The following is a 19,972-nucleotide window of genomic DNA, read 5'->3' as shown; positions in this document are numbered from 1 at the left end:
GTTTTTTCATGCAATTCACACAATCAGAAGCTTTACATAAAGAAGCACAGCAACATATTGTCGGGGGAGTCAATTCTCCATCCCGTGCTTATAAAGGTGTTGGTGGTGGAACACCTGTCTATATGGAGAAAGGCGAAGGTGCCTACTTTTGGGATGTCGATGGCAATAAATATATCGATTATTTAGGAGCATACGGACCGATTATTACCGGTCATGCTCATCCACATATTACCGAGGCAATTAAGCAGGCAGCGGAAAATGGTGTGTTATACGGCACACCGACGAAATTGGAAAACCTTTTTGCGCAAAAGTTAAAAGTCGCGATCCCTTCGTTGGATAAAGTCCGTTTTGTCAATTCTGGTACCGAGGCAGTGATGACGACTGTTCGTGTTGCTCGCGCTTACACGGGCCGGGAAAAAGTAATCAAATTTGCCGGATGTTATCATGGCCATTTCGATACGGTATTAGTCCAAGCTGGATCAGGTCCTTCTACATTGGGGAACCCAGACTCTGCTGGTGTAACCAAGGCAACTGCTAATGAAGTAATTACGGTACCTTTCAACGATATTGAGGCATTTAAAGAAGCACTCAAACACTGGGGTGACGAGGTAGCAGCTGTTTTGGTCGAGCCGATTGTTGGGAACTTCGGTATCGTCGAGCCTGCTGAAGGATTTTTACAACAAGTGAATGACTTGACGCATGATGCCGGTGCATTAGTCATTTACGATGAAGTGATTACAGCTTTCCGTTTTACTTACGGATCTGCCCAAAAACTTGTTGGTGTCGAACCAGATATGACCGCCATGGGTAAAATTATTGGTGGTGGTTTGCCGATTGGTGCATACGGTGGAAAGGCAGAAATCATGGAACAAGTAGCACCGCTCGGACCAGCCTACCAAGCAGGAACAATGGCCGGAAATCCAGCTTCGATGTCTGCAGGGATTGCTTGTTTGGAAGTATTAGAACAAGACGGTGTCTACGAGAAGTTAGACCGTCTAGGTGCGACCCTAGAAAAAGGTATGTTTGACGCTGCCGAGAAGCATGGAATCGATATTACCGTCAACCGATTAAAAGGTGCTTTAACATTGTACTTCGGATCGGAAAAGATAACGAACTATGCTCAGGCCGAAGCTTCCGATGGTGAAAAATTCGGGCAATTCTTCAAGTTAATGTTGAATCAGGGAATCAACCTTGCCCCTTCTAAATATGAAGCATGGTTCTTAACGATCGCTCATACGGAAGAAGATATTAAGGAAACTATTTCGTGTATTGATCAGGCATTTGCTAAGATGGGATAAAAATGAAGGACAAAGTTAGCGATATTCGCTTTCTTTTGTCCTTCATTTTGTTTATGATAGACACAAATTTTGGATTTCCACTTTTTTTGTCCTTCATTCAATTAGGCTGGTGCTTTATCTACATTTTTGGAGCGAATCAAGAAGCGGTGTAACATGTATTCACATACACCTAATATTAAGGAAACGACCAGTGCTCCTCCGAATGAAACATAGGCGCCTTCAAGCATGTTTGAAATAAAATATAGAATTATAAACGCTGTGATTAAATCAAGTGCAACACTTGTCCATAAATTTTCGCTATTCAATAATGCATATTCCAAGGCTAAACCACTTCCTATTAATAGCAATATAATCAAAAGAGGCTGCCACATTGCCCCATATTCAATATTATCAGTCATAAACATAGCCAGCAGCAACACAATTGGTACTGTTACTATTTTTACAATTAAACTTATCATCTTTTTCACCTCCTCCATTAGTGTTTGTCAGGAAAATTCTTTTATTCTTTTGCATAGCTTCAAAAAAAATACAGACAATAAAGTGAGACTATGATCAGTGGGGGTTTTGACCCCACTGATCATTAGCAAAACTTATCAGGGTGTTAGCGTCTGTTATGTTACTTGAAGCTTGAAGTGGGGGTCTTACAGACGGTTAGCACCGTGATAAATAGGTTCCCAAAACCGAAAGGATGATAATCTTGCCTCATCAACAACAGGTTCAGCAAGCACTACAACAAATCACACAAATTGCACAGCAACTTCAACAACAAGAACAGCAAAATGCGCAACAAATACAAGGTCAAGGCCAAGCAAGTGCTAACATGGGTGCACAACAGAACATGGCTCAAGCGGAACGAAATGCTGCACAACAATTGCAGCAAATTCAACAACTATGTCAGCAATGCCAACAACAACTAAATCAATAATGAATACTAAGGGCTTACTCATGATAAGCCTTATTTAAAAGGAGTGAAAATATGGGTATTCTATCTGGTGATCCAAAAAAACAACCATTACATTATGGTGAAATTTCAAGCATTTGGTCGTATTTATTTACAGCGAAAGGTAACTATGCAGCCTACCAGACTTATTTGAATCATTGTGGAGATCAAGACTTAAAGAAACAGTTAGAAGATGGTATTTCTCTAATTAAACAAGAAAGTGAACGAATAGAGGAAATATTAAAAATCAATGGTATTGCCTTACCACCTTCTCCACCTGAACGTTCCTATGCAACTTTAGAGGATATTCCGGTTGGAGCAAGATTTAATGACCCTGAGATTAGTGCAGCAATCTCAGCAAGTATCGCCAAATCTTTAGTCGCTTGCAGTACCATCATTGGTCAATGTACTCGTGAGGATATAGCAATGCTTTTCGGTCAGTTCCATATGAATCAAGCACAGGCTGGAGCTAAAATGCTACGGTTAAATAAGGAAAAAGGCTGGTTAGTCACGCCTCCATTACACACGAACATCCCAACAAAAAATTAAGACAGATAACAAACCCGTTTCAAATCCATTGAAACGGGTTTTGTTCTGTCATTATTCACTTTCATCCGCACTCGGTCTAATTGCAAAAAACGTAATCAAAATTGCGATCGCACTAAATCCTGCCAAAAAGTAATACATCCAGTCAGGATTTTTTTCAATAAAAATTGCGATTACCGGGGGTCCTGCAGCAACACCTAAAAAACGCATACTGCTGTATAGAGATGTAACAGTTCCACGTACGTCTTTCTCTACCCCTTCTGTAATCAAGGCATCTAATGTTGGTAAGGAAATACCGATTCCAATGCCGGCAATTGACAACATGATCGAGATATAAATCATGGTTACATCGGGTTTTATAAAAAGAAGCGGGACTCCTCCTATAAGGTTTCCGATAAGAATAACCCATTTCATTACGATTTTATTTTTACCAATTTTCTTTCCTGCTACATATGATGCAATACATAAGAATAACAATGGAATAGCAAGGATTGAACCCTTTATGATTCCTTCCATTTGATAATCCTTTTCTAATAAATTCGAAAAATGAAATAAAAATCCAAATAACACAAACATGTTGATACAACCGATAATAAAGGTGCTGATCAACCATTTTCCATTATCATGAAAAACTTTTTTGATCAATGTTAAAAAGTTTTTAAAGGTTTGTTTTTCTTCGTTATCATCTTCTTTTGGAGCTTTAACGAAGAACATCACTAGCAACATAGAAATGGCCGAAAATATCGGGATAAATAAAAACGGTAAATACCAAATAAAAATGGCAAGCACCGCTCCAATAATTGGACTCAACACTTTACCAAAGGTATTTGATGTTTCAATCAATCCTAAACCGGCACTTACTTCCTTCTCGTCATCAAACATATCACCGACAGTCGGAAGAACAACAGGGAAGGCTCCGGAAGCACCGATCCCTTGTAAAAAGCGGCCAATTAGAATAAGCATAAAGGGATCTTGCATTTTCCATGCTGCAAAAGCAGAAAGAAGCCCACCTAATCCAGTAATAATAAGACTAGGTATGATCACTTTTTTCCGCCCAATCTTATCAGATAAATATCCTGCAAAAGGAATTAAGAGAATTGCCACTACAGAATATACAGTTATAATCAGACTTGATTGAAAAGCCGTAATGTCAATTTTCTTTTCAATAATCGGAAGAATTGGGATTAACATCGAGTTACCCAATGTCATCACCAAAGGTATTGATGCAAGTGCAATGAGATCTAATTTTTTATCTTTCACGTTTTTCCCTTCCATCCAACGGTTATATAGTACTATTTCTATTTTTCACTACTGAGTAGTTTTCATACTTGGATTTTTTCGGTACTTTATTTCACGTAAAATCGGGAAACTGTTATACTGTATATGACAATTTTTTGAAGGAGAGTTTTTATGAAGCTCGGTGCACGGATACTAAAGACTGGTTTCGCAATCACTGTTGCGTTATATGTTGCTGATTTAATTGGAATTGAAGCTGCTACTTATGCAGGTATTGCTGCCGCTTTTGCGATCCAGCCAAATATTTATCGTTCGTTTCAAACCATGCTCGAACAAATTTACGCTAATATTTTTGGTGTAGGTATTGGGGCAATGGTAGTATTCGGGCTGGGCAATGACCCTATTGTAATTGGATTTACCATTATTATTGTAATTGCTCTTTGTATGTATTTTAAAATGAATGAAAATACAGTCGCTTTAGCAATTATCGCCGTGCTTGCAGTAATGGAAACAACCGAAATGCTATTATTAAACTTTGCCGTCGTTCGTTTTTCTGCATTAACATTGGGTATTTTTTCAGCATTCATTTTAAACATGTTATTTCTACCACCAAAATATGAATTGCGTTTATTCAAGTCCATCGATCAAATTACATCTGATATTTTACAATGGTTACGTATTTCTACCCGACACTTATCTGATGATCCTGCCTTACGAACCGAAATAGATCGGATCGAAACAGAAATACGTCATATAGATCATACATACTTATTGTTTAGTGAAGAAAGAATTTATTTCAGAAAAACAAGAATGCCGAAAATGCGTAAATTAATTATCTTTAGACAGATGATTAATACATCGAAAAAGTCATTAGCTACTTTAAACGCATTTCATCAATACGATGAAAAAGTCGAAAATATACCGAAAGAATTCCAAAATGTTTTAGTAGATGAATTGGATAAAATCATCTACTCACATGAACGCTTGTTACTAAGTGCCATGGGGAAAATCAAAAAGAATCCAACGAAATCGATCGAGGAAATTACCGATCCTGACATTCCACATCTAGTTGAAACACTTATACATGTGTATGAACAAGATGAAAAAGAAAGATTGTCTCTATTACCACTAGCCTCAAGGCTTATGGAATATCACAAGGAAATCCTCCACCTTCAAAGAATACTGAACAGCTACCAAAAGTTTCACGAGCATCTCGATTTCAATTTTAAGAAAAAACGTAGAAAGATCCTCCTATAGCCGTACAGGTGCCCTTTCACAGAAAAAACCATCCGCTTTTTACGGATGGTTTTAATCATGATCCAATTCTTGGACTTGGTATAAATTATAATAATGGCCTTGTTGTTTCATTAATTGCTGATGTGTTCCTTCTTCGGCAATTTCACCATTTTCAATTAACACAATTCGATCTGCATGGGTAATTGTTGATAAACGGTGTGCCACAATAAAGGTAGTTCGATCTGAGGCTAACTTTTCCAAAGCTTCCTGAATTAAGTGCTCACTCTCCAGATCAAGTGCCGACGTTGCTTCATCTAAAATCAATAATGGCGGATTTTTTAAGAATACACGTGCAATCGCTATTCGTTGCTTCTGTCCACCTGACAGTTTTACACCTCGTTCACCGACCAATGTATCATAACCATTCGCTAAATCAGTGATAAACTGATGTGCGTTGGCAGCTTTTGCAGCTGCTATTACTTCCTCATCAGTTGCATCAGGTTTCCCCATCCGTATGTTCATCGCAATCGACTCGCTGAACAATATATTATCCTGTAATACCATACCAATTTTATCTCTGAGCGAACGTGCCTGAACATCACGAATATCATGGCCGTCCACAAGAATTCGACCACTTGTCACATCGTAAAAACGAGGGATCAAACTGATAATGGTTGATTTTCCGCCCCCACTCATACCAACGAATGCTATTGTTTCTCCTTGTGCAACATTGAGAGATATATTTTTTAAGACTATATCTTCCTCTTTTTCATAACGGAACGATACATTCTCCAACTCCACTTTTCCATCGACTTTATTTAAAGGTTTTGCATTCGGTTTGTCTTTAATATCATACTTTTCATCGATAAATTCAAAGACACGATCCATGGACGCGATCGATTGTACAAGTACCGTTGATGAACTAATTAATCTTCGTAACGGACCGTATACACGATCCATATAACCGACGAATGCCGCCATCGTACCTATTGTTAAATCAGATGTAATCGCAAAATACCCGGCAAAACCGATTACTAATAATGGTGCCACATCCGTTATTGTATTCATGACAGCAAAAGTTTTCGCATTCCATGCCGTATGGTCAATTGCTCGTTGTAAGAAATTTTGGTTTTGTTTATCAAACTCTTTTTCTTCATAATCTTCCAATGCAAAACTCCGTGTTACAGGGATCCCTTGCACACGTTCATGCAGGTGACCTTGCACCTGAGCCAATGCTTGCGATCTCTCTCTTGTTAAGTTACGTAATTTCCCATAAAAAATCTTCACAGATATTGCGTAAAGCGGGAATAGTATTACGGATATTATTGTCAACCATACATCCATGTATAACATTATTCCAATCGCAATCAAAATCGTAATCATATCAAGCCATATATTCATTAAACCAGTCATAACAAAATTTTTGGTCTGCTCTACATCATGAATAACTCTTGAAATAATTTCCCCTGTTTTTGTTCTTGAATAAAACTGCAGACTTAATCGTTGAATATGATCGAATAATTTCTCACGGATATCATATAAAATTTTGTTTCCTGTCCATTGCGCTAAATATTGGCGATAATATTCAATTGGCGGTCTAAGAACGATGAATAAAATAGCAGCAATTCCCATTAACCAGAATAATTCCGATAACTTTTCACTAGATGTTAATTCTTCAGCGCCAATAATATCATCGATTACATACTTAACAATTAAAGGCATTAAAAGAGGGATACCGAATTTCACGATCCCTATTAATACCGTAACTAAAATCTTCCACTTATATGGGAAGACAAATTGCATATACCTTTTTATACTTTCCAAACTTGTTTCACCTCTTTCCATACGGTGTTGCTATTAGCGATATGTTAAATATAATTCATACCATTGATCTACAAACTCTGGTGAAAAAGGTCCTTTTCGCTGTCTTACCCAATGCAGGAGATGATCAACGTTGTTCCATAATATTTTGTCTAAGACTTTAGGATAATTCATTTGACTTTTATGCAACTCATATTCATCCTCGTCCAATAGGGTATAAGTCATATCTGGAAATACTTTTACGTCTAAGTCGTAATCTATATATTTAACTGCCCGGTCTTCAAAGACAAATGGCGAACTAATGTTACAGTAATAATATATGCCATCATCGCGTAACATACCGATAACATTGAACCAATACTTCGCATGAAAAAAACAAATCGCTGGCTCCCTCGTTATCCACGTACGTCCATCACTTTCGGTAACTAACGTTTTATCATTTGCTCCAATCACGCGATTGCTCGTTCCTTTTAATACCGTTGTTGTATCCCAGACACGATGGAGTTGACCGTTATGTTTATAACTTTGTATTTGGATTGTTTTTCCTGGTTCTAGGCCATCCATTCGTATCGTCCTTTCTTTTATTTATTAATACTTATTATAACGATAAATATTTACAATTGAAAATAATACAATTGTAACGATGGATTTAACGTTCGAATGCGTAAACATTAATAAATGGATATCCTTACAAATCTTTGCTCTTCCTTTTTGGATTTGTCGTTTATCATGGTTTATTCTACAAATCTTTGCTCTTCCTTGTTGGATTTGTCGTTTATCTTGGTTTATTCTACAAATCTTTGCTCTTCCTTTTTGGATTTGTCGTTTATATCGGTTTATTCTACAAATCTTTGCTCTTCCTTTTTGGATTTGTCGTTTATATCGGTTTATTCTACAAATCTTTGCTCTTCCTTCTTGGATTTGTCGTTTATCATGGTTTATTCTACAAATCTTTGCTCACTCTTGATGAATTTATCGTTCACCTCCATTTTTTAGAATAAAAAAACTTGACTCCCCACATTAGAGAGCCAAGTTTTTTTAAAGATTGTATAATTATTTTTTGTTATTTTGGGACTTTTGATTTTGCTTGCGAACCTCTTGTGCATTAGTTTCGCTAGCAAACTCTGTACCGAATTGTCCTTGACCTTGTGCAGCTTGTTGATTTTGGCGTTTTACTTCAGCAGCATCTGTTTTGCTTGGGTTTGCTTTATTATTCTTAGCCATCAATATCACCTCCACGAACATTAATTTGCCCATGATCATTGATTTTATCCAAAAAAATATCTACTTTTTTGTGGAGGCTAAAAACGACTAACATTTATAAAATTCCCTTTACAATAAGCATATTTTTCTATAGTTGTTTATAAATATTTTGATGAGATACCGGTAATGGATATTGTTTAATTTCGTTTTTCGATATCTGTTCCATATGTGTCGGTAAAGTAATTTCTCCTTTTACGGTTACATGCTTTACATCCAAAAACCATGTCAAATGGGAAAAAACATGCTTGACTGGCTCGAGATCATTAATATCTGCTACTTCTGTTTGAAATTTCTCTTGTATATAAGCTGATAAATGTTTTTCATCTACTTCATTTTTTTTTACCATTGGAAATTGCCATAATTGGGCAAGTAATCCTTGTTCCGGCCTTTGTTCCAAAAGATAATTACCTGCATCATCTTGAATAACAAGCGCAAAATAAGTATGTGATGATTGCTTTATTTTCTTCTTCTTTATTGGTAAAGTTTGTTCAACACCATCTCGATAAGCGATGCAATGTTCTTGAACTGGACATAATAAACAACTCGGTTTTTTTGGGGTACACACTAAAGCACCAAGTTCCATTAAACCTTGATTAAAGGCAGACGGGTTCTCTTCTGAGATTAATTCACGGACCGCTGCTTCAAATGTTTTTCTTGTCTTAGGTTTAGCAATATCCTCTTCAATACGCAATATTCTTGAAAGGACGCGCATAACATTTCCGTCGACTGCTGGTTCTGCTTTATCAAATGCAATACTTAATATCGCACCTTTTGTGTACGGTCCAACACCTTTTAAGTTACCTAATTGTTTAGGATCATCGGGTACTTTAGCATCATATTGTTCAACCACTTCTCTAACTGCGGTTTGTAAATTACGGGCACGAGAGTAATAACCAAGACCTTCCCATGCCTTTAACACCTTTTGCTCGTCTGCATTTGCTAAAGCTGTTAAAGTTGGAAAATGATCCATGAAATTTTGAAAGTATGGGATAACGGTATCAACTTTTGTTTGTTGTAACATAATCTCTGACACCCATACTCGATACGGGTCCTGGTTCTCCCTCCATGGTAATTGACGTTGTTCATTTTTAAACCATATGATTAAATCCTCTTGAAATTGGGGTATATTGATAATAGACATATATTTCACAATAATTCATCCTTCATGATACAATATTTTTAAGAAAATGGAGACCGCTACGTATCGACTGAGCCATATGTGATAACTGATGAGGGAAGTCTCACTAATCACGGGCGCTTAAAACATTATTCTGCTAAATAAGACAAGAAAGGGGCAGCTAAGATGGATACTGGTACTCATATTACAATGGGTATTGCCTTAAGTGGCATTGCGACATTAGATCCAGTTGTACAACAAGATACGGTCCTTTTTACAGCAGTTATGGCAGGGACTATCATAGGATCACATGCACCAGACTTTGATACCATATTAAAGCTGCGTGATAATGCCACATATATAAGGCACCATCGTGGGATTACCCACTCCATTCCGGCTGTCATCTTCTGGGGTATCCTGATTTCATCGATCATTTACTTGTTTGTTCCAGATGTTAATTTTATTCATTTGTGGCTATGGACATTTCTTGCCGTGTTTTTGCACGTCTTTGTTGATATATTCAATGCTTATGGCACACAAGCATACCGGCCATTCACAAAAAAATGGGTAGCACATGGCTTTATTAGCACCTTTGATCCGTATATTTTCAGCCTTCACGTCATCGGAATCATTGCGTGGTTACTTGGTGCTAATCCTGGCTACACCTGGATAATGATCTATTTTATTATTGTATTGTATTACATTAAACGGTACATCGACAAGCGGGAAATTGTAAAGATGATCCATGAAAATTTTGACCATGTTGAACAAATTGCCACTTCTCCGACTGTAAAACAAAACATCTGGCGAATTGCCTTGACAACAGATCAACACTATTTCGTCGGCAGAGTCGAGGACGGGCATATAGAAATTGATGATAAATTTTATCAAATTCCATTACCAGATGAACCAGTGATAAAAATAGCGATGAAAGATAAAAATATTTCTGCTTTCTTATCTTTTTCACCAATTTATCGTTGGGAAATCAATATGTATGATGACTTTACCGAAGTGAGGTTCATCGATTTACGTTACCGTTCCGAAGGGCATTACCCATTCGTAGCAGTCGTGCAAATTGATGATAATATGAGAATTATGAATTCTTATACAGGCTGGGTTTTTTCTGAAGAAAAATTACAGGATAAGTTAAATTTAGATGGTAATACGGTGTAAGTACTTTTTACAAGTAAACCATAAATACTAAAAGATCACAGCTTCTGCACTGTGATCTTCTTTAGTGTACGGTATTATTACCATTGATTAGTTGCTGATATTTCGGGTATCTTGTGGCAAAGTCATCTAATTTATCACCATATTGCGATATCCAGTGACGTACGATTTTCTTTGTCACTTCGACTCCTTCATATTTTCTACCCGCTCTAGCTCTTGTCGATTCAAAATCTTCCCAAAGTATTTCCACCCAACTTCTTGCTTCAAGTATTGTTAACGATGGGTTTTTTTGATGTAATTCTTCAGCTAGTCTTTGAATCTCATCTTGCATCTTTACTTCCCTCGCTTACATTAAGATTGTTTATCCCCTAATATTGATAATGGAACTGCTTCTTCTGTTTCAAATTTTTGCCCTAATAAATTGATGCGATGCCCCCAGGCAAACACTCCATTTATATACGTGATTTCAAAAGTTTGACCTGGATCTCCAGCCAGCTCGTATCGCTCACCCTTATCAAAATCAGCCGGGTTAACGAGATAGGCTGCTGCCATTTGCATTTTTCGCTGGAGAATTTCATATTCACTAACATTTCCCCATTGTTCTGCCTTCTGCAATTTTTCTTTCAATTGTGCTACTTCTGCTCGTAATTCTTCAACTGTATATGAACTATATCTACGTTCCATTGCTACACCACCAAGTTAGTTTCTACCTTTATTTTATCATTACTATACGAAATGTAAAAATATCGTAAACCGTTGGCATATTATTTTTGCATACACCTTGTTACCTTGTATAATTAAGATAATCTTACAAAAAGGAGATTTTAACTTGATAAAATTATTTGCGACAGATTTAGATGGAACATTATTAAAACCAGGCAATGTCATAAAACAAGAAGATATAGACGCGATTCATCGTCTAAAAGAGCAAGATATTGATTTTGCCGTTGCTACTGGAAGAATGGAACGAGATATCGTAAAAATCTGTACAGAGATTAAGCATGATGCACACCGTATTAGCCAGAATGGTGCTTTCGTGGATACGATTGATAATCAAAAAATCCTTGCAAAAACATTTGATGCTGTAACAAGCAGTGCCCTACATCATGCAGTAAGTGAATTTCCTAATCCATTCTGCATCACAACAGCAGATGAATCTTATATCTCTTTTAAAACACCTGAAATCAAAGCGATGGAAGAAATTCTTTATTTCCCGTTAGTCGAAGGTGTCGATTTCGCAAATGATTATAACGAAGCATTCTTACCTAGTAAATACATGCTTCTCGGAGAACAAAGTGATATCGTAAGTTTCCAAAAAAAGATAAATGAAGCATTTCATGAGGTGAGTGAAACGTATTTATCTGATCCTCATTGTGTTGATATTGTACCAAAAGGTGTAAGTAAAGCATTAGGCTTAACTGCACTAGCAGAATATCTGGATATTAAATTAGAAGAAATAGCGGTGATAGGGGATTCTTATAATGATATTCCCATGTTCGAAATGACCTCCAACAGCTTTGCCATGAGCACAGCACCTGAAGCAGTACAGCAAAAAGCCTCACATGTTGTGGATAACGTATTTGAGGCAATTGAACTTATTCAAGGTAAAGTGAGCACTAGCTAATCAGTGCTCACTTATATTCTCTTCAATAAATCGAGCAATTAATTCAGATGTAAAGCCCTTTCGGTATAAGGCTGCTTTTACCTTTTGCTTCAAAGCATATCCACTTTCTTTTTTCTGATATTTCGTCACCAGTTTCTCACCTTGAAATACAATAGCATTGTATTCCTCATCACTGTCTCGTTCTAATTCAATCTCTTTCAACACTTCAGAAATAACATCAAAAGTAAATCCTTTTTGCATTAATGTTTGCTTCACGCTGTCCTTTTGTTGCTGTTGAGATTTTTTACTGGAAGCTTGTAATTTTTTTCGAGCCAATTTTTCTACTTTTTCGTATTGTTTCTCAAACGTGTAATGGCTTAAGGCCTGTTCCGTGATAGAAGCTTGTATACCTTTGTCAGCCAGTTCTTTCTTTATCATCAATGGACCTTTACTTGATGTTTGCAGTCTCGTTCTTACTAGCGCCTCACTAAACGCGAGGTCATCCACTAATCCTTCCTGTTTTAATCGATCCATTACTTCACCGATATAAGTATCGTCGATTTCTTTTCGTTGTAAATGGTCAATTAATTCTTGCTCAGAACGCATTCTGTAACTTAAATACTTAACAGAAAGGGTATATGCTTTATATGACTCATCTTTTTCCTGAATTTGCTTGATCATATCAGGAGTTAGAACCAGCCCTTTCCGAAGATAATATTCAATCAAAATATCTTCATTCACACTGAAACCATAGTATTCTTGCTCTTTTTCTTTTAAAAAAATATTAAAACGGTGCTTCGATTTCTTTTGCGTCGTTATTTTTGTTATTTCGGGCAAGTTTACCACCTCATCTTTATTTTAACACACAAACATTTGTTCTACAAATAAAACTGGAGGGTCTTATATGAATATCGCAATTGCTGGAGGAACTGGATTTGTAGGAAAACATGTAACAAAAGCATTAATCGATCGAGGTGACACGGTCTACATTTTAACTAGGTCTCCTGAGAAATTTCATAGTAATGAACAAGTATCCTATGTGGGATGGTTAAAAGACAATTATCACCCGGAACATCAATTACCTAAGCTTGATGGTATTATTAATTTGGCTGGAGATTCCTTATTCGGTTATTGGACAAAAACAAAAAAAGATAAAATCTATCAGAGTAGAATCAATGCGACATATGCGATTATTGACCTAATTAAAAAAATGCCAGAAAAACCCGAAGTATTGATTAACGCATCAGCGGTCGGCTACTTTGGTACATCAAATAGCAAAACATTTACGGAACAATCTGAGGAAAAAGGGAATGATTTTCTTGCTGAAGTAACGGAAGCTTGGGAAAAAACAGCATTGCAAGCAAGATCCCATGGTGTTCGAACAATTGTAGCAAGACTTGGGGTCGTCTTAGGAAAAGAAGGTTCTTTACCTCTTATGGCAATGCCATTTCGCTTATTTGCAGGAGGAAAAATTGGCTCTGGTAAACAGTGGGTGTCATGGATTCACATTGAGGATGTCGTTGGCTTGTTATTATTTGCCCTCGATAATAAAACGATTGATCGGACGTTACATCTTACAGCCCCAAATCCTGTTCAAAACAAGGAATTAACACAAGCACTTGCTAAAGCTTTAAACCGGCCAAACTGGTTTCCAACACCAAGCTTTCTCTTAAAAGCGATTCTAGGTGAAATGAGTATACTCGTTATTGATGGACAAAAAGTTTTACCCGAAAAAGCGATTGAGTCAGGGTATCATTTTCACCACGCTAGGATCGAACATGCTTTAACCGAAATTTACAATAAATCGTCTTAATAGACGATTTATTGTCATTTATAACGTTTTATATTAACATAAAGTAAATTTACTTAACATTCCTTCACTTTACTCAAATTTTTTAAATATTTTTTTCGATTTTCTATTTACAAATATCCTGTTTATTGTGTAAGATAAAGGTACTAAGCAGTAGATATAAGGGAAGGCAAATGGTGCGCCACCAGTGTGAATACACTGGTTCTAGTGGGTTCGATTCCCACCCCGAATTTTTGTTTAAACTTTGATAAAAATTCGAGGGTGGCTAGGACACAGCTAAGCCATGTTTCTGTCTTCTTTTCACCCTCCAAAGCCTAAGGAGGGATTTTTTATGCTTAAAAGAAGAGACGTCCAGGATGCTCCTGTTTTATTTGATCTCATGTCTGATCCGGAAGTTTTCCCATATGTAAGACATAAAGCTTATTCCAGTGACGAATTTTATTTTTTAACGAAACAGACAATGGAAGCAGAGGAACGTGGTGAAATCATTTCTCGCACTATTGTCGATGAATATTATAATCCAATCGGGACGATCAATTTATTTGATATTGAAAACAAGGCAGGCTTTTTAGCGACATGGATCGGTAAACCTTACTTTGGCAAGGGCTATAATAAATTAGCGAAAGACGCGTTTTTTGAAGAGCTTTTTTATCATCATGACATGGATGCCATATTTATTAAAATTAGACGGACAAATATACGCTCTTTAAAAGCAGTATTAAAAATCCCTTTTGTCATGTATGGTAATGAAAGCTATCCTGAAGTTTTTGAAAAAATCAATACACAACAGGAAGAACCTATCTATGATTTATATGTGATTACAAAACAGAATTACTTCTCTCATTTGGAATCTCATGCAGAAGGAGAAGAAGCAATGTAAGATATCCACACCAGTTATCCACAAACCTGTGCATAATGTGCATAAGGTTTGTGGATCTTGTTTTAATAAGGGTATTTATTAAGTAGGTAGATCTGTAAGTTTATTGGGGATAGTGTGGATAAACTGAATGAGGTTTGTCATGTTTGGTTTTTTCTGTTGATAACATTGTGAATATCTTTATATATAGTCGGCATTTTTTTCGGAATAATTAACTTGCGCACATGCTTCTGTAAGGCTTATGATAAGAGCGGAGGCCTTATCGATGAAATATATAAAAATTATCTTACAGATTAGTGTGCTATTTTTGTTTTATTATATTGGTGAAGCGATTCAATCAGCTTTTTCATTATTTATACCAGGTAGTATTATTGGCATGCTGCTCTTTTTCGCGTTATTAACTGGGAAAATAATCCGAGTGGAATGGATAGCTGATGGAATCGATTTATTAATGAAGGATATGCCGATATTCTTTGTTCCCGTTACCGTCGGAGTTGTACAATATTTAGACTTCTTTTACGGCAAAGGGAGTTTAATGATTCCGCTTGTCATGCTTAGTACTTTTTTAATCATTGGTATCAGCGGGTTGATTACATCGTTGCTGCTGAAGAAAGAAGTAGATGCTCATGACTAAATTATCGATTGGAATGTTTTTTTTAATTCTTACTATTGCTGTCTATGCTTTAACGAAAAGGATATATCGTAAGTATCCCAGTCCATTTACCTTACCGATTTTCTTAACTTCTGGAATTTTAATTATGCTTTTAGGGTTTAGCGATATTTCTTATCAAGCGTATATGCATGGTGGACAATGGATTGATCTGTTTCTTGGACCAATCGTGGTAGCACTTGCTTTACCACTCTATCGCCAGCTAGATTTAATCAAAAAATACGTACGGACGATATCGATTGGCATATTTGCTGGTTCGATTATCGGTATAGTTACAGGAATTGCCGGCGCAAAAATGCTCGGATTTGAGGATTGGATTATTCAGTCTGTTGCAGCAAAGTCAGTGACAACACCCGTTGCATTAAGTATTACAGATACGGCAGGCGGGAATTTATCTTTTGCTGCTGTCTTTGTCATGATAGCTGGTATTAGTGGTGCGATGTTCGGGCCAGTTATTTTGCGATTACTTCGCATTCAACACCCTGTGGCAAGAGGGCTTGGTATTGGAACGGCATCACATGCGATTGGCACTTCCAAGGCATTGGAGTTAGGTGAACTGGACGGTGCAGTCAGTGCATTATCGATGACAATTAGTGCAGTGGTTGTATCCTTCTTAGTGCCGCTGTTTTTAAACTTGCTGTAGAGTGATAATCTCTACAGCTATATTTTTGTACAATAAATTCACAAGCAGCGCCACCTTTTGCGAAACGTGAGGCTTCCAACAGTGAGGGTTTTTGACCCACACTGATGGTTAGTGAAACTTATTAGGGTTATACGAACGATTTAGCACCGTGATAAAACTTATAAGTTGACAAAGTAGTAATGATAGGGTTAGTTTATAGAATGATTCTCTTTTTGTCTGTGGTAAAAGTCATACAGACATAGATGGAAGGTGATATGTTGGGAATCGTCGTTGTAGAAATATGTGATAGCAACTTAATGAATACATTTGATATAGAGAATATTATCGAATCACAATATCCCGAGGTGGCCGTATTAATTAATGACTGCCTGAACTTCTGTGGATTATGCAGGTTAAAACCGTATGCCTTAGTGAACAATCGTCGAATCCACGGCAAAACACCCGAGGAAACATTGGAGAAAATAAAAAAAGCGATTGAAGAAGAGTTGGCTTTCTTTCATTAAAAAAGTGGTCCCTATTATGGAACCACTTTTTTCGTGTTATAATATGGAAAAATATAGATAAAAGGAGATGTTTGTTTGGCAAAAGTACTTGTGCCCTTATATGTCTTTCTTTTAGGTACATCGCTGATAATGGAAGCTATTTCTTTTTTCAAAGAAGCTTCGTATTGGTTTGCTTTGCCTGGAGGATTGTTTGGTATTGCATTAATATTATCTTTAGTTGGATTCTTTTCGAACAAGAAAGCATTACTATGGCTTACTATCATTTCCGTTTTTCTGTATAGTCTCTATATAATTGGCTCAAATGTTTATATGCTTTTCACAGATTTTTCAACATTTCTAATTGTAATCTCCCTTATCCTTTTGCCTATTCATTATTTCGTCATTCAATATTCACGCCAACAACTAACTTGAAAATTTCTACTCAAAAATGGAGCTAATGTCGATATATCTTCTATCATGTGCTTTCGCTACCGCTTCATGGACAATTTTCCCTTGGTATGTGTTAATACCTTTTGCAAAAGCTTGATCAGATCGGACAAACTCTTTTAGTCCTTTGTTTGCAAGTTTTAAAATATATGGAGCGGTGACATTAGTTAGTGCATATGTGGCGGTTTTTGATACTGCACCTGGAATATTAGCAACAGCATAGTGATTGACACCATGTTTAACGTAGATCGGATCTTCATGTGTTGTAACGTGGTCAATTGTCTCAATCGAACCACCTTGATCGACCGCTACATCGACAATTACAGAACCTGCTTCCATCGATTTAACCATTTCTTCTGTTACCAGTTTTGGTGCTCGTGCACCTGGAATTAGTACTGCACCTACTACTAAATCTGCTTCTCTTACCTTTTCTGCTAGATTAAATTTATTTGATGCTAAGGTTCGGATTTTCCCTTGGAATAAATCCTCTAACTGACGTAATCGTTCGATATTAATGTCTAATAATGTGACATTTGCTCCTAAACCGATCGCCATTTTTGCTGCATTGGTTCCTACTATACCTCCACCAACAATGACAACATTGGCTGGTGAAACACCTGGAACACCACTAGGAAGGACACCTTTACCTCCGTGCACTTTTTCTAAAAATCTAACACCTGCCTGCACTGACATACGGCCTGCAATTTCGCTCATTGGCGTGAGCAGTGGTAATCCACCATTGGCCAATTGAATCGTTTCATACGCAATACCTGTCGTTTTATTTTCTAATAAAGCTTCTGCAACTTCTTTCTCAGCAGCTAAATGCAAATAAGTAAACAGAAGTAAATCTTGTCGAAAGAAAGCAAACTCTGATGGCTGAGGCTCCTTCACTTTTACTACTAATTCCTGAGCCCAAGCCTGTTCTGCTGAAGGTACAATATCCGCTCCTGCTTGTTGAAATGCTTGATCATCAATACCACTGCCAAGGCCTGCCCCGCTTTCTATCTTAACCTCATGACCTGCACTTTTTAACATCATTACTCCAGCAGGTGTGATCGCCACACGATTTTCATTGCTTTTTATTTCCTTAGGTACACCGATTTTCATCATTTCACCTCTTTCTCTTTGCTAGTATGGTATGAAAAATTGTTATTATTCGTTTTCCCTTTTTTGGGGGAAAATAATACAAATAGTATAAATCAGTTTAGCGAAACAGCAGTAATGATATTCGAAGGCCAAAAATGGGACGATCATGGAATTCAGCGAATATTTAAGTAAGAGGACATTCGTTCCGTTAAATAGCGGAAAAAGGTATGTTTTGAGCATTTTAAGGACATTTATTCTGTTATTGACCGAGATTTTGCTTCTATTTAAAGAATTTCTTATAAATAACGGAACGGATGTCCATGTAACCTCTAAAACTAGGTATTTCAGGTGATTTAACGGAATAGATGTCCATTAACCCTCGATTTGACATACATTGTTGTTAGTTACTTATTGCTAATTAATCATTTATAAGTTACTATACAAATATCTAATCGAAATGATAGATTTTCTCCTTCTATCCTCCCTTTACAATGACCCATCCAAACCTATTTTGAAAAGGACGTGTTTAACATGCAACCATTTAAGCAAGCTATGGACGACTGGCTTCAAAAAAATATTTCTGAAGAAAAAAATCATAGGAGAAGAGAAATTTTGAAAAAAGGATTAGGCCATGGTACTGTTGAATTTCTTCGTCTTATTTGGTATCCCACCGTCGGCAATTTTGATCATTTGTATCCCGAATGGGAAGTTCGTGATTTCAATAATGGATATCGTTACCTCGACCTTGCCTATATGCCTGGAGGTGCTAAAGGAGGAATCGAAATTCAAGGTTATGGACCCCATGCCAGAGATTTGGATGTCAGAAGGTTTAAGGACTTATGCTGGCGACATTCCTTGTTGGCTCTGGACGGTTGGATTTTCTTACCTATCGCCTTTTTATCGATTAAGGACGAACCTAAACAGTGTCAGCAGCTTATCCTTTCTTTTATAGGCAAATTCATTTCAGTTGAAGCACCTTCCTCCTTAACTTGGGTCAAATCAGAAATTTTGCGATTTGCTCAACGTTTACTTCGACCTATTACACCTCTCGAAGTAGCCCAACACCTTAATGTAAGTGATCGCCATGCTAGACGCCTTTTACATAAAATGGTGGATTCCCAGATTCTAAAAGTAGAGAATGGCAAAGAACGAATAAGAACATATCGGCTAAGATAAAGTAACAGACTTTGTAGATGCCCAAGAGGACCTAGATCCTTTATAGTAAGCCGGACATTCGTTCCGTTAAATAGCGAAAAAAAGTTTGTTATGTGCCTTTTAAGGACATTTATTCCGTTATTGACCGAGATTTTGCTTCTATTTAAAGAATTTCTTATAAATAACGGAACGGATGTCCATGTAACCTCTAAAACTAGGTATTTCAGTTGAATTAACGGAATAGATGTCCGCTGATCCCTCCGTGGACTTATCCCACCCAAAAAAAAACAACACCATTCCTCATGATGAGAAACGGTGTCGATAGATGGAGCATAGCGGGCTCGAACCGCTGACCCTCGCGCTGCCAGCACGATGCTCTCCCAACTGAGCTAATGCCCCGATATTTCATAACCCTATTATAATAAAAAAAGAGTCCGAATGCACGATGAACTGCCCCCTGTCAAGTAGACAGTGGAAATAATAAAAAGGATTTATGCGGCCTTATTCCTACACTCCATAGGACTGAGGCCGTTTAATCTTTTCTGGTATCGCTCCACATTATAGAAATGGAT

At 37.0% G+C, this 19,972-nt stretch carries 24 protein-coding genes and 1 tRNA gene; 13 read left to right on the top strand and 12 right to left on the bottom strand.

Translation table 11 applies throughout. The features are described 5' to 3' along the window. The first annotated feature begins 8 nt into the window (after positions 1-8). Positions 9-1,298, top strand: coding sequence for a glutamate-1-semialdehyde 2,1-aminomutase (locus tag ACTWP4_RS22055; protein WP_443130943.1), 1,290 nt, complete (start codon positions 9-11; stop codon positions 1,296-1,298). Between the two features lie 101 nt (positions 1,299-1,399). Here ACTWP4_RS22055 and ACTWP4_RS22050 read toward each other — a convergent pair whose 3' ends face one another. After that, positions 1,400-1,756: a DUF2512 family protein gene (locus tag ACTWP4_RS22050; RefSeq protein ID WP_443130942.1), complete on the bottom strand. Its 357-nt coding sequence runs from the start codon at positions 1,754-1,756 to the stop codon at positions 1,400-1,402. A gap of 239 nt (positions 1,757-1,995) precedes the next feature. On the opposite strand from ACTWP4_RS22050, the gene ACTWP4_RS22045 reads away from it, so the two are divergent. Together ACTWP4_RS22045 and ACTWP4_RS22040 are read left to right on the top strand one after the other, a co-directional pair. Next, complete coding sequence (locus ACTWP4_RS22045; protein WP_443130941.1) at positions 1,996-2,223, top strand: hypothetical protein; 228 nt, start codon at positions 1,996-1,998, stop codon at positions 2,221-2,223. Positions 2,224-2,274: 51 nt separating this feature from the next. After that, a complete protein-coding gene (locus tag ACTWP4_RS22040) occupies positions 2,275-2,787 on the top strand; it encodes a DUF3231 family protein (RefSeq protein WP_443130940.1) in 513 nt (170 codons plus the stop codon). 51 nt (positions 2,788-2,838) lie between these two features. On the opposite strand, the gene ACTWP4_RS22035 is transcribed toward ACTWP4_RS22040, so the two are convergent. Beyond that, on the bottom strand, positions 2,839-4,044 hold the full coding sequence (locus tag ACTWP4_RS22035; RefSeq protein WP_443130939.1) for an MFS transporter: 1,206 nt from the start codon (positions 4,042-4,044) through the stop codon (positions 2,839-2,841). Positions 4,045-4,194: 150 nt separating this feature from the next. Here ACTWP4_RS22035 and ACTWP4_RS22030 point away from each other — a divergent pair, with 150 nt between their 5' ends. Then, positions 4,195-5,277 (top strand): aromatic acid exporter family protein, encoded by a 1,083-nt coding sequence (locus tag ACTWP4_RS22030; RefSeq protein WP_443130938.1) that lies wholly within the window; start codon positions 4,195-4,197, stop codon positions 5,275-5,277. 51 nt (positions 5,278-5,328) lie between these two features. Here the strand turns inward: ACTWP4_RS22030 and ACTWP4_RS22025 are convergent, their stop codons facing one another. The 4 genes from ACTWP4_RS22025 to mutY all read right to left on the bottom strand — a co-directional run bounded on the left by ACTWP4_RS22025 (position 5,329) and on the right by mutY (position 9,481). Then, positions 5,329-7,080: an ABC transporter ATP-binding protein gene (locus tag ACTWP4_RS22025; protein WP_443130937.1), complete on the bottom strand. Its 1,752-nt coding sequence runs from the start codon at positions 7,078-7,080 to the stop codon at positions 5,329-5,331. Between the two features lie 33 nt (positions 7,081-7,113). After that, positions 7,114-7,641 carry a nucleoside tri-diphosphate phosphatase gene (gene ntdP / locus ACTWP4_RS22020; RefSeq protein ID WP_443130936.1) on the bottom strand — a complete coding sequence of 176 codons (528 nt, stop codon included), beginning with the start codon at positions 7,639-7,641 and terminating at the stop codon, positions 7,114-7,116. 489 nt (positions 7,642-8,130) lie between these two features. Next, entirely contained in the window at positions 8,131-8,301 is a 171-nt protein-coding gene (locus ACTWP4_RS22015; RefSeq protein ID WP_443130935.1) for a gamma-type small acid-soluble spore protein, read from the bottom strand. 127 nt (positions 8,302-8,428) lie between these two features. Next, a complete protein-coding gene (mutY, locus tag ACTWP4_RS22010) occupies positions 8,429-9,481 on the bottom strand; it encodes an A/G-specific adenine glycosylase (protein ID WP_443130954.1) in 1,053 nt (350 codons plus the stop codon). Positions 9,482-9,643: 162 nt separating this feature from the next. On the opposite strand from mutY, the gene ACTWP4_RS22005 reads away from it, so the two are divergent. Beyond that, a complete protein-coding gene (locus tag ACTWP4_RS22005) occupies positions 9,644-10,630 on the top strand; it encodes a metal-dependent hydrolase (RefSeq protein ID WP_443130934.1) in 987 nt (328 codons plus the stop codon). Between the two features lie 61 nt (positions 10,631-10,691). On the opposite strand, the gene ACTWP4_RS22000 is transcribed toward ACTWP4_RS22005, so the two are convergent. Together ACTWP4_RS22000 and ACTWP4_RS21995 are read right to left on the bottom strand one after the other, a co-directional pair. After that, the gene (locus ACTWP4_RS22000) at positions 10,692-10,958 is read right to left on the bottom strand and encodes a YfhJ family protein (RefSeq protein WP_443130933.1); all 267 of its coding nucleotides are present in this window, start codon (positions 10,956-10,958) and stop codon (positions 10,692-10,694) included. Positions 10,959-10,978: 20 nt separating this feature from the next. Further along, positions 10,979-11,311, bottom strand: a complete 333-nt coding sequence (locus ACTWP4_RS21995) for a YfhH family protein (protein WP_443130932.1) — start codon at positions 11,309-11,311, stop codon at positions 10,979-10,981. 145 nt (positions 11,312-11,456) lie between these two features. On the opposite strand from ACTWP4_RS21995, the gene ACTWP4_RS21990 reads away from it, so the two are divergent. Further along, entirely contained in the window at positions 11,457-12,251 is a 795-nt protein-coding gene (locus ACTWP4_RS21990; protein WP_443130931.1) for an HAD family hydrolase, read from the top strand. Here ACTWP4_RS21990 and recX read toward each other — a convergent pair whose 3' ends face one another. Then, positions 12,252-13,076: a recombination regulator RecX gene (gene recX, locus ACTWP4_RS21985; RefSeq protein ID WP_443130930.1), complete on the bottom strand. Its 825-nt coding sequence runs from the start codon at positions 13,074-13,076 to the stop codon at positions 12,252-12,254. Between the two features lie 58 nt (positions 13,077-13,134). Between recX and ACTWP4_RS21980 the strand changes: the two genes are divergently transcribed. The 6 genes from ACTWP4_RS21980 to ACTWP4_RS21955 all read left to right on the top strand — a co-directional run bounded on the left by ACTWP4_RS21980 (position 13,135) and on the right by ACTWP4_RS21955 (position 17,144). Beyond that, positions 13,135-14,043, top strand: coding sequence for a TIGR01777 family oxidoreductase (locus ACTWP4_RS21980; protein WP_443130929.1), 909 nt, complete (start codon positions 13,135-13,137; stop codon positions 14,041-14,043). Positions 14,044-14,371: 328 nt separating this feature from the next. Then, complete coding sequence (locus ACTWP4_RS21975) at positions 14,372-14,920, top strand: GNAT family N-acetyltransferase (protein ID WP_443130928.1); 549 nt, start codon at positions 14,372-14,374, stop codon at positions 14,918-14,920. A gap of 262 nt (positions 14,921-15,182) precedes the next feature. Further along, positions 15,183-15,551, top strand: a complete 369-nt coding sequence (locus ACTWP4_RS21970; protein ID WP_443130927.1) for a CidA/LrgA family protein — start codon at positions 15,183-15,185, stop codon at positions 15,549-15,551. Further along, on the top strand, positions 15,544-16,230 hold the full coding sequence (locus tag ACTWP4_RS21965) for an LrgB family protein (RefSeq protein ID WP_443130926.1): 687 nt from the start codon (positions 15,544-15,546) through the stop codon (positions 16,228-16,230). The genes ACTWP4_RS21970 and ACTWP4_RS21965 overlap by 8 nt, the downstream gene beginning before the upstream one ends. Before the next feature lie 257 nt (positions 16,231-16,487). Then, a complete protein-coding gene (locus tag ACTWP4_RS21960) occupies positions 16,488-16,733 on the top strand; it encodes a DUF1450 domain-containing protein (protein WP_443130925.1) in 246 nt (81 codons plus the stop codon). A 75-nt stretch (positions 16,734-16,808) separates the two neighbouring features. After that, a complete protein-coding gene (locus ACTWP4_RS21955; RefSeq protein ID WP_443130924.1) occupies positions 16,809-17,144 on the top strand; it encodes a hypothetical protein in 336 nt (111 codons plus the stop codon). A gap of 6 nt (positions 17,145-17,150) precedes the next feature. Here the strand turns inward: ACTWP4_RS21955 and ald are convergent, their stop codons facing one another. Next, positions 17,151-18,266, bottom strand: a complete 1,116-nt coding sequence (gene ald / locus ACTWP4_RS21950) for an alanine dehydrogenase (RefSeq protein WP_443130923.1) — start codon at positions 18,264-18,266, stop codon at positions 17,151-17,153. Between the two features lie 510 nt (positions 18,267-18,776). Here ald and ACTWP4_RS21945 point away from each other — a divergent pair. Beyond that, positions 18,777-19,421, top strand: coding sequence for a transcriptional regulator (locus ACTWP4_RS21945; RefSeq protein ID WP_443130922.1), 645 nt, complete (start codon positions 18,777-18,779; stop codon positions 19,419-19,421). A 305-nt stretch (positions 19,422-19,726) separates the two neighbouring features. Here ACTWP4_RS21945 and ACTWP4_RS21940 read toward each other — a convergent pair. After that, positions 19,727-19,799: transfer RNA gene (locus ACTWP4_RS21940), tRNA-Ala, on the bottom strand. Between the two features lie 92 nt (positions 19,800-19,891). After that, a complete protein-coding gene (locus ACTWP4_RS21935; RefSeq protein WP_443127340.1) occupies positions 19,892-19,972 on the bottom strand; it encodes an IS3 family transposase in 81 nt (26 codons plus the stop codon).

This window comes from Gracilibacillus sp. D59, assembly GCF_052246695.1.
Taxonomy (GTDB): Bacteria; Bacillota; Bacilli; order Bacillales; family Amphibacillaceae; genus Gracilibacillus.
The sequence above is the reverse complement of the archived record's forward strand: the minus strand, read 5'-3'. Positions and strand labels throughout refer to the sequence as shown.